Genomic DNA, 14,483 nt, shown 5'->3' on the forward strand with positions numbered 1-14,483 from the left:
GCCGTGGTTGCGGTGATGCCAAGCCAGGCCCGCACTCGACAGATCAAGGTACGTCGAGGTCGTCATTCGGTGGTGCCACACCGTCTCGTCGAACAACCCGGTGCTTTCTCGGTACCTGGTGGATCGCTGGTGTTCCAACGGGGGTAATCCACCAGGTAGTTCAAGGCTTCTGTTTTCGGAGCCCTGGTACCGACCAGTCCAGTGATCGATGGTTTTCGTTTTTGCCAAAAGCGGTGTCGTAGCACCGAATGATGACCTCGACAGACCTGGACCGTGCGAGCGTGGACCTGGCTTGGCGTCACCGCGACCACGGCACGGGTCGTGCCCACGCCACCCTGTCGCCCGGACGCTGACGCGTCCGGGCGGAGCCATCAAGTCCGCCGCCGTGTGGGCGAATACCTGAAGGCCTGGACGAAACCCCACGCGAACCGCGACGCAGGGCAACCAGTGCGGCGGGGCGCAAGTCAACGCCGCAGCACCGCAGATCCCCGCCAGCGCAACGGCTCAAGATCACACCATCAGCGGTTTGGGCTCAGGTCACGATCCGCAGGTCATGGATCAGCTCGGAGAAGGCAACCCGCGGCAGGTCAGCAAACGTGCGGTTACCGGCACCCGCCAGGACCACCGAGCCGACCGTCTGCGGCAGCGCCGAGTCGACAGTGTCCGAGGCATGCCAGCCAGGATCGGTCTCCAACACCGCATGCACGCCACCACCGAGCGGCTTCGCCATCTGCACGGCGGCGTCGTACCACCGGATCCAGCCTCGCCGCTCCAGCCCGCGCAGCACGGCATACGTCGTCTTGTGACCCTCGAACCGATCAATGGCCGCGGCGGTGCGTTCAACAGCAGCAAGCTCATAGAACGGCCGGCCGAGCTGCTCGAAGGGCTGGAGCAGCTCGTAGTCGGCGAAGACCTCAGCCCAGGCGGCAAGGGTGCCCATGTCGAGGGTGCCCGCGTCGATCGTGCCGGCGGCGAGGGTGCCCGTGTGGAGGGTGCCCGCGTCGATCGTGCCGGCGGTGACGGTGCCGGTCACCAGTGTGTTCGTGGTGAGGATGCTGGTGGGGGACTCGAGCGGGTGCAGGATGCCGGGAGTCGCGCCGGGTAGCAGGTTTGCGGGCTCGCCGGTGGCGGTGGCGGTGGTGCCGGTAGGGAACTCGAGCGGGTGCAGGACGCCGAGGGTCGCGCCGGGTGGCAGGGTGGCGGGCTCGTCGGTGACGGTGGCGAGGGTGCCGTCCTCGGCGACGCGGACCGTGGACACGAGGGTGGTGCCGTCGAAGGCGCCCCAGACCAGGCGGCGGGCGAGGTGGCTCATCCACGGGTGGGTGGCGAAGCGGTCGAGGAAGACGTCGGCGGGGACGCGGCGGCCGGTGCACATGGCCCGCTCCAGCCGGGACACGTGCAGCGACGCCGAGGCACGGGCCTCCTTGCGCAGCGCGGCGATGCGGTCCTTCGCCCGCTTGTGCCGCTGCTTGTCCTCGCCGCGGGCCGGTTTGGGCAGGTCGGCGTGCACCCGACCGGCGGCGTCGCGGACGACGGGCAGGAGCTGGTGGTCGAAGGCGATCCGGAACGTGCCGGCATCGGTGTCGACCGTGCCGCCGTCGTCGTCGAGGCCGAGGGTCGGCACGAGCCGGTCGGCAAGCTCGTCCGGCGTGAGGCCGCGCAGGTCGGCGATCGCCTCGATGTGCTGGCGGGCAACGCTCTTGAAGACCGGGAACCTCGACTTCTCGGCGAGCAGGTTGAGCTCGATGAGGGCGGCATCGGTGCCGCGGTGCCGCAGCGCGTCGAGGGCGGCCTGCGCGCGGGCGCTGGCGCCCTGACCGGGCCAGTGCTTGGCATCGGCGGCGACCCGTCGGGCGCCGGCGTCATCGCCGATGAGCCCGACGGCCTGCATGCACCAGCCGTCGGCGGCGGGCGCGCCGGCGGCGAGCCAGCGCTCGTAGAGCTCCAGCGCGAACGCGGCCCGCGACTCAGGCGTCCACGCCTCACGTGCGGCGAGAACACCGGGGTGCACCGAGTCGGCATCGCACACCGCGAGGCGCACCAGCAAGCCCTCGACAGCACCGGCATCCGCGATTGCTCCGACGCCCCCGTCCACGACCGCCCCGTCCACGACCGCCCCGTCCGCTGCGACCTCCGCGTCTGTGCCCGTTCTGGTGGTGGCGTCCGTGACCGGTCCGATGCCCGTGAGTGCTGCGACGTCCGCGCCCGTTCTGTCCGTGGCCGCTGGGGTGGTGGCGTCCGTGACCGGTCCGACACTCGTGAGCGCTGCGACGTCCGCGCCCGTTCTGTCCGTGGCCGCTGGGGTGGTGGCGTCCGCGACTGTTCCGGCATCGGAGAGCGTGCCTGGTTTGGCGATGGCGCCCGCGATTGCTCCGACGTCCGTGCCTGGGCCGGCTGCGACCGTTCTGACGTCCGCGACCGTGCCGCCGGTTGTGGCGGTGGACGCGACGAGCGGCGGTAGCGGCGCCGACGTGACATACGCGGGCAGCTTCGTGGCGACCCCGGGGTCCTGGTCGAGCAATGCCGTCAGGTCGTTGACCAGGGAGCCGCCGGCAGCATCGGCAAGAGCGCCGGCCTGGGTGAGGAGCAGCGGCCGCTGGCCCTGTGCGTCGAGGTAGCGCAGCACCCGGGCGACCGCGGCGTCCTTCGGTGTCGATGACCACAGCGCGACGGCGCCCGCTGCGGCGTGTGCGGGGTGGCGCAGCAGCCAGGAGCGGGCGAGGCGGCGCAGCTTCTTGCCGGCGAACGCCTGCACGACCGGCGCGGTGAGCGACACGTGGCCGACCGGCTGCGCCGCCTGCAGGGCGGGCTCCACGCTGCGCGGGTCGGCGAAGGCGGCGAGCAGCGGGGCGACGTGACCGGTGCCGTGCCGGAGCAGCAGCAGCGGCACCAAGCGGACCCAGTAGTGGTGCTGCTCGAAGCCGAGCGCCATCAACCGCTCGTGCGTCCACAGTGGTGCGAGGGCGAGCATGGGCAGCGTGGTCGGCAGCGCCCAGTGCTCGCGGTGCTCCAGCCACGCGGTCACCTGCGCGGTGTCGCACCGGCTGATCGGCACGCCGTCCCACTGGACGCCGTCCTCGTAGGTGCTCTGCCGATCAGCGGCCTCCCGCTCCTCGTCGCGCCAGCGCAGCACCGGCACGACCGCCAAGGCCGCTGCGGGCGAGCCCGCCAAGGCGGCCGTGGGCGAGCCCGCCGAGGCCGTCGCGGGCGAGACCGCCAAGGCGGCCGCGGGCGAGACCGCCAAGTCCGGCGCCGACGCGGCCGGCACGGTCGGTCCCAGCCAGACGGGGTGCGCGGCGGCCGGCGGCACGTAGTCGCGGGGGACGCCCTCCGGCACGGGGGTCACGGTCGAGGGGTCGGTGCCGGGCTCGAAGGCCGCCGGATCGGTGAGCGGGCCCAGCGTCGCCCACGGGTGGCCGGCCTCACGCTCGCGCCGGAGGGCATCGCGGGCGGCATCATCGTCGACGTGGGCGAGCAGGCCGCACCACACGCCGTTGTGGTGGGCGTGGTCCTCGAACGGGTACGCCGGCTTCATCCCGGCCAGGACCGGGCCCGCGGCGGCGCCGGCGATCTCCAGGATGCTCGCCAGGTAGATCCCGCCGCCGGACGCGCCGAAGAACTCCCATCGCACCCGCCGCTTGTTGGCCGCCAGGAACCGCTCCAGGGTGTCGAGGTCACCGGCGGCCAGCCCGCACGCGTGGGTGTCGCCGTGGCCGAACTCGACCATGTACCGCAGCGCGGCGCCGTGTGCGCGCCGCTCCTCGTCGCCGGCGAGCGGGCCGAGTGGCAGCAGGAACGACGTGACCCAGAACAGGTCGGCGCGCAGGCCGCCGGTGTGCCTGGCCGCCAGCCGGTCGCGGACCTCCAGCAACGCGTCGCGGGCCTGCGCGTAGGTCGGCTCGTCGGCGAGGACCAGCAGCTGCCGGAGCCGGCCGAAGACGCCGACGCCGACATAGGGCAGCTCGACGTGCAGGCCGCCGAGGATGCGCCGGCACCCCTCGACCAGCCCGTGCGCGGCGACGATGAAGTCGGCGAGCCACTCGTGCGCGGGGCCGGACAGGTACTCGAACCGCGCCCGGCAGGTCTCGACCAGCCGCCGGTCCTCCTCGGCGGTGCCGATGCGGTGCACCGGGTCGAGCAGGCGCAGGCCGACCGCCCGCTCCTCGGCCGACGACGAGGTGACCAGCTCCCAGACCCGTGAGGCATAGCCACGCTCGCTGATCGCGCGGTCCTCGGACCACACCCCGCGGCGCAGCCCCGCCCACGCCTCCTCGACACCGGCGAGCGGCCGGACGGGCGTGACGATCCCGCCGCGGCGCGGGTGCAGGACCGACCGCAGCCACGGGCTCACCGCGACCCTGTCCCGCCACTCGAGAGAAGCAGGCGGGGGCAGGAACGGAGGCGGCGCGGGCGACGCCGGCGGCGCGGTCCATGTCATCACCGCGCCACAGTAACCAGACCCCCCGACAAGAAAAGACAAGAAAAGCCAGGAACAGTGGTAGGAACAGGAGATGCTCACGGATTCGAAGGCGTTCAGCGGGTTCTCGGCCGGCGACATCCCGGCCGCCAAGCGGTTCTATGGCGACACGCTCGGCCTGAAGGTCGACGAGGCGAACGGCATGCTGCACCTGCGCCTCGCCGGCGACAAGGACGTGCTCGTCTACCCGAAGCCCGACCACCAGCCGGCCACGTTCACCGTGCTCAACTTCCCGGTCGCCGACATCGAGGCCACGGCCGCGGCGCTGCGCGCCAGAGGCGTGGTGTTCGAGCAGTACGAGACCACCGACGAGCACGGCATCCACCGTGCCGGCGGGCCGCTGATCGCCTGGTTCAAGGACCCGGCCGGCAACATCCTGTCGATCCTGCAGCAATGATCGCGGCCGAGGTCTTCGACCGGCACCGCGGCCGGTTGAACGCCGTCGCGTATCGGGTGCTCGGCCGGGTCGGCGACGTCGAGGACGTCGTGCAGGACACCTGGCTGCGGTGGAGCACCGTCGACCCGGCGACCGTCGAGGACCCCGAGGCGTATCTGGTGCGGGTCACGACCCGTCTCGCGATCGACCGCCTGCGCAGCGCCCAGGCCCGCCGGGAGCAGTACGTCGGGCCCTGGCTGCCGGAGCCCATGCTCACCACCCCCGACGTCGCCGAGCGGGTGGCCCTCGCCGACTCGGTGTCCACCGCGATGCTGCTGGTGCTCGAGTCGCTGTCGCCGCTGGAGCGTGCCGTGTTCGTGCTCCGCGAGGCGTTCGGCTACTCCCACGCGGAGATCGCCGGGTTCGTCGGCAGGAGCGAGATCTCGGTCCGGCAGACCGCGGTGCGGGCCCGCGCCCACGTCGAGGAGCACCGCGTCCGGTATGACACCGACCTCGCCACCCGCACCGAGGTGACCGAGCGGTTCCTGGCCGCGTGCGCCGGCGGGGACCTGCGGGAGCTGATCGCCGTGCTGGCGCCGGGCGTGGAGCTGGTCAGCGACGGCGGCGGCCTGGCACCCGCACCGCGCAAGGTGATCGTGGGCCTGGAGCTTGTCTCGCGGGCGCTGCTGACGTTCGCCGGGCGGCTGCCCGACGCCCCGAGCATCCGGCTCGAGCAGGTCAACGGCGGGCCGGCGATCGTGGTGTACTCCGCCGGCACCCCGTCGACGGCCGTCGTCCTGCATCTGATCGACGGCCTGGTCCACTCGATCCACCTGATGACGAACCCCGAGAAACTCAACGGACTGACCCCGGGAGACGAGAAGGACTAACCGCGTGAGACGAGAAGGACTAACCGCGTGAGACGAGAAGGACTAACCGCGTGAGGAGAGAAAGGCGGCCGGCACGGTGAAGCGCCGCGACATCCGGTACGACGGCAAAGGGCTGCTCGTCACCAGCTCCTTGTAGATCACCGCGGCCCGCCCGGACAGGAACCACCGCCGCGGCGTGTCGTCGGCGTGCGTGAACTGGATGACCGCGTCCTTGCGGCCCAGGGACACCGGCTGGTGGATGTACCCGAACCGGAACGGTTTCGCCGCCTTGCCCGCCAGCACCCGCGCGATGCTGTCGGCGGCATGCGCCCCGCTGGGGATGCCACTCTGGCAGGTGCCGTGGACCGTGCCCCACGGCTGCCGGATCGCGGCGGCGTCACCGATCGCGACGACGTCCGGGTGCGACACCGACCGCAGCGTCGCGTCGACGACGATCCGTCCGTGCTCGTCGACGGTGAGCCCCGCCTCGGCGGCGAGCGGCGACGCGGTGAACCCGGTCGTCCACAGCGTCGCGTCGGCGGCGACGACCTCCCCGCCGGCCAGCTCGACCGCGCCGGGCCGCACCGCGACGACGTCCACCCCGGCCCGCACCTCGACGCGCAGGCGGGTCAGGGCCCGGTCGAGGTGGGCGCGGGCGCGCGCGGACATCAGCGGGCCGGGCGCGGCGCGGCTGAGGAGCACCACCCGCGCGGCCGGGTGCCGTTCCGCGATCTCGGTCGCGGCCTCCACCCCGGTGAGCCCGCCGCCGACGACCGCGACCACCGCGTCCGGCCGCCCGGCCAGGACGTTCGCCAGCCGTCCCGCCGTTTCGACGGTGTTCAAGGTGTACGCGTAAGCCTGAGCCCCCTCGACCGTGACCGTGTCGGCGACGCTGCCGATCGCGTACACGAGCGTGTCGTAGCCGATCGTGCGGCCGCCGGCGCTCACCTCGCGGCGCACGGTGTCGATCCGCTCGGCGCGGGCCCGCACGAACTCGACGCCGGTGCCCCGCAGCAGGTCGGGGATGCGCCGGTCGGTCAGGGTCTGCCCGGTGGCGGTCTGGTGCATCCGCAGCCGCTCGGTGAAGCGGTCCGACGGGTTGACCAGGGTCACCTGCGTGTCCCGTCGCCGGGTGCGGCGGGCCACGCGGATGGCGGCGATCATGCCGGTGTACCCGGCTCCGAGGACGACGATCCGGTGCATGGCCGGCTCCTTCTGACTGGGCGCCGGGTCCCGGCGCGCTTCACCCCCAGGACGAGACGGCCGACCGATCCGTGAGCCGGCCCGACCGTGACGCCGGTCACCGCTCGGTAACCTGGGCGGCATGGCTGACGAGGTTGTCGAGCGGATCGTGGTCGCCGCCCCGCCCGGCGCGGTGTTCGACGCCGTGGCCGACGTCCGCCGGATGGCGAGACTGAGCCCGGAGTGCTTCGCCACCTGGGTGCTGAGCCGTTCACCCGGGCGGCTGCCGGGACGGTTCGTCGGGTTCAACCGGCGCGGGCCGTATGTCTGGTTCACCACCTGCCGGGTCGTCGCGGCGGAGCCGGGCGCCGAGTTCGCGTTCGACGTGACGACGTTCGGGTTGCCGGTGGCCCGCTGGGGGTTCCGGCTCGCCCCGGCCGACGGCGGCACGCAGGTCAGCCAGTACTGGATCGATCAGCGGGTCCGCGGCGCGATGATCCTCGGCAGGGTGTTCACCGGCAAGGTCGCCAACGCCCGACCGGCGGCCAACCGCGAGGGCATGCGGATCACCCTCGACCGGCTGAAACGGCAGCTCGAGTCGCCGCGCGACGCTTGACCTTGCCCCATGGGAAAGGTCGACCGTGGAGTGCGTCGGGCCGACCGGCCCGACCCGGAAGGAGCACGGGTGGACGAGGACCTGGTGACCATCGGGGTGTTCGCGCGGCGGTCGTGGCTGTCACCGAAGGCGTTGCGGCTCTACGAACGGCAGGGCCTCCTCCTGCCCGCCGCCGTCGACGAGCACAACGGCTACCGCTGGTATCGCGAGCAGCAGCTGGAGCAGGCGCGGCTGATCGCCCGGCTCCGCCGCATCGACATGCCCCTGGCCACCATCGCCACGATCGTCGCGGCGGACGACCCGCCGACCCAGGCCGCCCTCATCGGCGACTACTGGGCCGCCCAGGAACACGCCACGGCCGTGCGCCGTGCGATCGTCACCCACCTGCGCCACCGGCTGCTCGACAACCCGGAGGGGTACACCATGTATGACGTGAAGGTCCGCGACGTGCCGGAGCAGACCGTGCTGACCGAGCAGCGGCACGTCAAGGTCCAGGACCTGCCGGCCTGGATCGACGAGGCCGTCGGCCGCCTGCTGAAGGCCGCCGCCGGGCACGGGGACGGCATCGTCGGCCCCTGCTTCATCATCTACCACGGCGAGGTCAACGAGGACAGCGACGGCCCCGTCGAGATCTGCCTCCCCGTCGACCCGACCGGCCCCGTCGAAGCGGCGACCCGGGTCGAACCCGCGCACCGCGAGGCGTACACCCGCATCACCAAGGCCCAGGTCGGCTACCCGCAGATCCTGTCCGCCTTCGACGCCGTCGGCCAATGGGTGTCCTCGCAGGGCCTCCCGGTGAGCCCAGCACCACGCGAGGTGTACTTCGCCGACTTCGGCGCCGCCGCCCCGTCCGACGAGGTGTGCGACGTCGCCTTCCCGCTCGACTGAGTCCGCACGTCCGAAGCGCCGCAGTGCCCGCTACCGTCGCGTGGCGGGCACTCAGCTGAGGTTGGTGCCGAGCCAGTCGAGGAGGCGCTGGTACACCTGGGTCGCGGCGGTGGGGTCGTACCGCTGGCCGGTGTCGTTGAAGAAGGCGTGGTTGGCGCCGGGGTAGGTGACGATCTCGTGCTGCAGGCCGGCCTTCTCCAGGGCTGCCTTGGCGGCGTCGCGGGTGGCGTTGACGCGGGTGTCGAGCTCGGCGTAGACGCCCAGGACGGCCGCGCCCCTGGAGCCGGACAGGTCGGCGTTGTCGGGGAACGGGCCGTAGAAGGGGACCGCCGCGCGCAGCCGGGGTTCGCCGGCGGCGAGGAGTTGCCAGACCATGCCGCCGCCGAAGCAGAAGCCGATCGCCGCGGGGGGCTTCGCCGGGGTGCGGCGCAGCAGCTCGTCCACGCCGGCTCTCAGGTCGGCGATGAACCGGGCGGGTGGCACCGCGCCGAGGGCGGCGGTGGCTTCGGCGGGGTCGGTGAACTTCGCGGTGCCGCCCTCCTCGGACAGCAGGTCGATCGCGAGTGCCGAGTAACCGCTGGCGGCGAGCCGGCCGGCGACGGAGCGGATATGGTCGGTGAGCCCCCGGTTCTCGTGGATCACCAGGACCGAGCCGCGCGGCTCGGCGGCGGCGGCGAAGGCGCCCTGCAGCGTCCCCTGCGGGCCGGGAAACGTGATCGCCTGCGTGGGCAGCGGCGCGGGCCCGGCCGGTGCGGGCCCGGACGGCCCGGTGGAGGCGGGCCCGGACGGCTCGGGCGTCCCGGCCGGCGAGCAGGCGGCGAGCATCGCCCCGGCCACGGCGAGACCGACCCCGAGCATCGACAGCCGCCGCAGCGCCTCGCGCCGGTTGATCAGGCCGTCGGAGTAGTCCACGACGACCTCGGAGGTCAGGTACTCATTGATGCTCGACACCGGCGTCCACCTCCTGGCTCCTGAGCACCGACTGTATCGCCGTGTGCCGGGGACGGCCGCCGATCAGCGCAGCACCACCTCCACGTGGTGCTCCTCGAACCACCCCATCGGGTCGTCGAGGGTGAGGTGGGTCCGGGCCGCCTCGGCGTCGTGCCACACCAGGCGGAACGGGGTCGCCGCGCCCCACCTGCCGCGCAGGCAGTCGTCGAACGCCGAGGCGTTCCAGCCGAAGTAACCGCCGGGGCCGTTGACGGCCTCGCCGATCGCGCACCAGAACCCTTCGATGTCGGTCACGTGCCGGCCGTCCAGGTGATACGTGGTACCCGCGGGCCGGTCCGGTTCGCCGTGCCGGTGGTGCCGGAGCGCGGCGCCCAGCCACTGGTGCCGCAGATCCCGGTCGTACGCGGTCCACAGCCCCGGCTCGGTCGGGCGGCCCAGGGTGCGCCAGCGCTCCCAGATGTCCCACGCGCCGACCGGCATCGCGCCGCCGATCCCGGCGTCGAAGGTGACGTCGAGCAGCCCGTCGCCCAGCGCCGACGGCCGGGCGCCAGCCACCGATGCCCGGAGCGTGGCGAACGTGTGGGTGACGCGGCCGTCGGTGTCCACAGCGGCGATCGTCGCCTTGATCTTCCGCCGGTGCGGTGCGCCGCCGGGGTTGCCCGCGCCGCGGCGGCACCGGACGGTCCGTCATGGTTCCGACCGTACCGCTGTGGCACGCTGGGGCGGACCGTGTCGGGGAGGGACGTGCATGACTGTCGCGGCCGGGTTGCTCAACGGGAGCGCGGCGTTGCTGTTCATCGCCGCGGTGATCGGCTTCACCCTTGTGTGCGTGATCGCCTGGGAGGACCGGTCGCTGTTCTTCACGCCGCTGGGGTTCGTGCTGCTGCCGATCGTGGTCGCGGTCTGGTTCGGTGGCGCGGCCGTCATCGGGCTGCCCGCCGACGTGCTGCTCGGCCACCGTGGTGCCGGGGAGATCTGGCCGGGGCTGGTGGCGGCGCCGGTGGTCGCGCTGGTGCTGGGCCGGCGCTTCCGCACGGTCGGTGAGAACACGATCGGTCAGATCTTCCTGCGCGCCGGCATCCTGCTCGCGGGGTGCACGCTCGCGAAGTGTGTCGCGTACGCGCTCGGCTTCCGGGTCTTCCACTTCTGGACCGGCGGCGCCGTCACGGTCGGCGCCCTCGTCGTGTGCATCGCCGTCTGGCAGTGGGCGGCCATCGAGGGGGTCGTGCACCTGTTCGTCCGCGCCGCGGTGATCGTCGCGGCGATCGGGCTGGTCGGCGCCTGGGCATCGGTCAATCACGTGCCGGTGGCGGGCAGCCCCCGTACCGCATCCACCACCACCGTCGCCATCATGCTGCTGGTCCTCCCATTGCTGGTGCTGGCGGCGGCCGTGCTCACCATCGGGGCGCTGCGACGGTTCCGGCCGGATCTTGGCGTGAAGCACCGCCCCGCGGCAAAGGAACGGGCCGTCCGGGTCCCCGCCGCGCACGAGGTGTGGAACGCGTTCGTGAGGTTCGAAGAGGAAGAAGAGGAAGAGGAAGAGGGCAAGGACCGGCCCGTCCTGGTGCTGAGCGTGGACGGCGAGGACGCCGCGGTGCTGAGGATCACCAGCCAGGACAAGTCCCGGTTCGACGGCTACCTGCCGCTGCCGCTGGAGCGCTGCCGCGGGGTGCTGACCAAGGAGAGCTGGCTGGAGCTGAAACCGACCAGCGTGCCGCTGGAGGAGTTCCGCAGCTACCGGGGCCTGTGTCCACCGTGGATCTGGGCGGACCTGCGGTCCCGTGGATTGATCGCGCCGGCGGCGGCGAAGCCGATCGTGAAGCAGCGATCGTTCATCGAGCGGCTCCGTAGCCAGGGGTAGACCCTCGTTGAAACCCGCCGTTCAGCTCTCGTCCGGCGACAGCAGGCCCCCGAGCGCCTAGCGTCATATGGTCGCCGTCTCGATACCTGGAGGTCCGGGTCAATGTCCCGTGCGCTGATTCCCCGCGCCATCGTTGCCTTAGCCGTATCCACAGCCGGGCTGGCCTGGCCATTATTCGCCGACCCGGCCGCCGCCAACCCGGCCGGCACGGGTCTGGTCATCAGTGAGGCGTACGTCAACGGCGGCTCGTCCGGTGCGAGCTTCCTCAACAAGTTCGTCGAGCTCTACAACCCGACGTCCAGCCCCGTGAACCTGACCGGTAACACGCTGCAGTACCGCGCGCCCACCAGCACCGTCGTGCCGAGCGGCGCGCAGGTGTTCACGCTCACCGGCACCGTCGCCGCGCACGGGCACTTCCTGATCATGTTGCCGGGCAACAACGCCACCACCAACCCGGGCGCGCCGCTGCCCACGCCCGACCTGTTCACCGGCAGCAGCGTCAACCCCGGTGCCGGCGGCGGGACGCTGTACATCGCGGCCAGCGCGACCGGCGTGCTCCCGACCGACGCCTCCGTGATCGACCGGATCGGCTGGGGCACCAGCAACGCCCCGGAGGGCACCGCCGCGGCCGGCAACTCCCTCGTCCTGAGCTACCAGCGCGACGCGGCCGGCGCCGACACCGACAGCAACGCCGCCGACTTCCACACCGCGACGCCGGTGCCGCAGAACGCCGCGTCCGACGGCGGCCCCACCACGGTCACGGTGACGAACCCCGGCCCGCAGAACGCGACGACCGGCACGGCGATCGCGCCGCTGGCCCTCGCCGCGTCCGGCGGCGCCGCGCCGTACACCTGGACCGCCGCCGGACTCCCCGCAGGTCTGTCGATCGCGACGGACGGGGTGGTCTCCGGCACGCCGACCGCCGCCGGCACCTCGTCGGTGACGGTCACCGCGACCGAGTCGGGCGGCGCGAGCGGCTCGGCGACGTTCACCTTCACCGTCACCACCACGACGACGGTCGTGCCGGTCGCCGAGATCCAGGGCACCAACACCGACACCTCGCCCCTCGTCGGCCAGACCGTGACGACCGAGGGCGTCGTGACCGCCGTGTACGCCACGGGCGGCTTCAACGGCTTCTTCCTGCAGACCGGCGGCAGTGGCGGCAGCACCGACGCCACCCCCGGTGCCTCCGACGCGATCTTCGTCTTCGGCTCCGTCGCCGCGGGGCAGGTCAGCACCGGTGACAGCGTGCGGGTCACGGGCAACGTGGTCGAGTTCCAGGGCACCACCGAGCTCAGCGCCCCGACGGTCACGAAGCTCACCACCCCGTTCCCGGCCGTCGTGCCCGGTGCGATCCCGTGGTCCTCGCTGACGACGGACGCGCAGAAGGAGACCCACGAGGGTGAGCTTGTCGTGCCGCAGGGCACGTTCACCGTCGCGGACAACTACGACGCCAACTGGTACGGCTCCTTCACCCTGGCCTCCGGCGACGCACCGCTGCGCCAGCCCACCGACGCCGGCCCGCCCGGGAGCGCCGCGGCGCAGGCCGCCGTCGCCGACGCCGCGGCCCGCACGGTGACCCTCGACGACGGCGCGAGCGTCAACTACAGCGCCGCCGCGAACACCGGCATCCCGCTGCCGTGGTTCACCTCGACCAACGCCGTCAGCATCGGCTCGAAGGTCACCTTCCACCAGCCGGTGATCCTCGAGTACCGCTTCTCCCTCTGGAACTTCCAGCCGACCCAACGAGTGACCGACGACGGCGCCGCGGTCGCGACCTTCAGCGACACCCGCACCGGCAACCAGCAGCCCGCCAACGTCGGCGGCACGGTCCGGCTGGCGACGTTCAACGTCGAGAACTACTTCCCCATGACCGGGGAGTTGTACGTCCAGCAGGGCCTCGGCACGTGCACCTTCTACAACGACCGGGCCGGCAACCGCATCGCGGTCAACACGTGCACCGGCTCGGGCCCCCGTGGCGCGGCGAACGACGCGAGCTTCCAGCGGCAGCAGGCGAAGATCGTGACCGGCATCAACCGGCTCGGCGCCAGCATCGTGTCGCTGGAAGAGGTCGAGAACTCGGCCAAGTTCGGCCGTGGTAGAGATGCCGCGCTCGCCACCCTGGTCGACGCGCTCAACGCGGCCGCCGGCAGCACGGTGTGGGCGTACGTGCCCTCGCCGGCCGTCCTGCCCGCCCTCGCGGACGAGGACGTGATCCGCAGCGCCTTCATCTACAAGCCCGCCGAGGTCGCGCTCGTCGGACCCTCGACGATCCTCACCACATCCTCGGGCCCCGGCCAGCCGTTCTCGATCGCCCGTGAACCCCTCGCCCAGGGCTTCAAGAAGATCGGCGCCACCGACGCCGACGCCTTCCTGGTCGTCACGAACCACTGGAAGTCGAAGGGCAGCGGCACGCCGCTCTACCCCGGCGACGCCGAGGACACGTCCTCACCGGCGGTGAACCAGGGCTCGTTCAACGCGACCCGGGTCCGCGAGGCCCAGGACACCAGCGCCTTCGCCTCGTCCGTGGCGGCGTCCCTCGGCACCGACCGCATCTTCCTGGTCGGTGACTTCAACTCCTACACGCAGGAAGACCCGATGCAGGTCCTGTACGCCGCCGGCTACAGCGACCTCGGCTCCACGTACGACCCGTCCGAGTCGACGTACTCCTTCAACGGCCTGCAGGGCTCCCTCGACCACGTGCTGGCCAACGCGGCCGCCCGCGCCCTGGTCACCGGCGCCGACGTCTGGCAGATCAACGCGCAGGAGGCGATCGCCTACTCGTACAGCCGCTACAACTACAACGCCACCCTGCTGTTCAACGGCAGCGACCCGTTCGCCGCCTCCGACCACGACCCGGTCGTCGTCGGCCTGAACCCGCCGGTGACGCCGGCCTTCCCGGCCTGGAGCGCCTCGAAGGTCTACCTGAACGGCGACAAGGTCACCTACCAGGGTTCCGTCTGGCAGGCCAGCTGGTGGACCCAGAACCAGACCCCGGGTGACCCGTACGGCCCGTGGCAGCAGATCTCGACCGCTCCCGACGGCACCGCCATCTGGACCGCGTCGCGCATCTTCGTCACCGGCGACGTGGTGCTCTACCAGGGCAAGAAGTACGAAGCCAAGTGGTGGACCCGCAACCAGCCCCCGGGCGACCAGTGGGGTCCCTGGAAGCTGCTGCCCTGACCGCTGTGTGACTGACGGGGCCCTCGACCGGTTGGTCGAGGGCCCCGCTGCTTTTCGGTAAGAACCGTCGCCTCCGGTGC

10 protein-coding genes are annotated in these 14,483 nt (G+C 72.2%); 6 read left to right on the top strand and 4 right to left on the bottom strand.

The features are described 5' to 3' along the window. Positions 1–532 precede the first annotated feature (532 nt). Positions 533–4,438 (bottom strand): DUF4132 domain-containing protein, encoded by a 3,906-nt coding sequence (locus Dsi01nite_RS49905; protein WP_239136970.1) that lies wholly within the window; start codon positions 4,436–4,438, stop codon positions 533–535. A gap of 73 nt (positions 4,439–4,511) precedes the next feature. On the opposite strand from Dsi01nite_RS49905, the gene Dsi01nite_RS49910 reads away from it, so the two are divergent. Together Dsi01nite_RS49910 and sigJ are read left to right on the top strand one after the other, a co-directional pair. Continuing rightward, positions 4,512–4,874, top strand: a complete 363-nt coding sequence (locus Dsi01nite_RS49910) for a VOC family protein (RefSeq protein ID WP_203853541.1) — start codon at positions 4,512–4,514, stop codon at positions 4,872–4,874. Continuing rightward, entirely contained in the window at positions 4,871–5,743 is an 873-nt protein-coding gene (sigJ, locus tag Dsi01nite_RS49915; protein WP_203853542.1) for an RNA polymerase sigma factor SigJ, read from the top strand. Before Dsi01nite_RS49910 ends, sigJ begins: the two co-directional genes overlap by 4 nt. Positions 5,744–5,785: 42 nt before the next feature. Here sigJ and Dsi01nite_RS49920 read toward each other — a convergent pair whose 3' ends face one another. Then, a complete protein-coding gene (locus Dsi01nite_RS49920) occupies positions 5,786–6,925 on the bottom strand; it encodes an NAD(P)/FAD-dependent oxidoreductase (RefSeq protein WP_203853543.1) in 1,140 nt (379 codons plus the stop codon). 121 nt (positions 6,926–7,046) lie between these two features. On the opposite strand from Dsi01nite_RS49920, the gene Dsi01nite_RS49925 reads away from it, so the two are divergent. Continuing rightward, positions 7,047–7,520, top strand: a complete 474-nt coding sequence (locus Dsi01nite_RS49925) for an SRPBCC family protein (protein WP_203853544.1) — start codon at positions 7,047–7,049, stop codon at positions 7,518–7,520. Positions 7,521–7,589: 69 nt separating this feature from the next. Continuing rightward, a complete protein-coding gene (locus Dsi01nite_RS49930; RefSeq protein ID WP_239136950.1) occupies positions 7,590–8,408 on the top strand; it encodes a MerR family transcriptional regulator in 819 nt (272 codons plus the stop codon). A gap of 51 nt (positions 8,409–8,459) precedes the next feature. Here the strand turns inward: Dsi01nite_RS49930 and Dsi01nite_RS49935 are convergent, their stop codons facing one another. Continuing rightward, a complete protein-coding gene (locus tag Dsi01nite_RS49935; protein WP_203853546.1) occupies positions 8,460–9,359 on the bottom strand; it encodes a dienelactone hydrolase family protein in 900 nt (299 codons plus the stop codon). Between the two features lie 63 nt (positions 9,360–9,422). Continuing rightward, positions 9,423–9,965, bottom strand: a complete 543-nt coding sequence (locus Dsi01nite_RS49940; RefSeq protein WP_239136953.1) for a barstar family protein — start codon at positions 9,963–9,965, stop codon at positions 9,423–9,425. A 142-nt stretch (positions 9,966–10,107) separates the two neighbouring features. Here Dsi01nite_RS49940 and Dsi01nite_RS49945 point away from each other — a divergent pair, with 142 nt between their 5' ends. Both Dsi01nite_RS49945 and Dsi01nite_RS49950 read left to right on the top strand, forming a co-directional pair. Beyond that, entirely contained in the window at positions 10,108–11,220 is a 1,113-nt protein-coding gene (locus Dsi01nite_RS49945; RefSeq protein ID WP_203853547.1) for a hypothetical protein, read from the top strand. Positions 11,221–11,322: 102 nt separating this feature from the next. Then, positions 11,323–14,403 (top strand): ExeM/NucH family extracellular endonuclease, encoded by a 3,081-nt coding sequence (locus tag Dsi01nite_RS49950; protein WP_203853548.1) that lies wholly within the window; start codon positions 11,323–11,325, stop codon positions 14,401–14,403. Positions 14,404–14,483: the final 80 nt, after the last annotated feature.

The sequence above is a fragment of the Dactylosporangium siamense genome (assembly GCF_016862795.1).
Lineage (GTDB): Bacteria > Actinomycetota > Actinomycetes > Mycobacteriales > Micromonosporaceae > Dactylosporangium > Dactylosporangium siamense.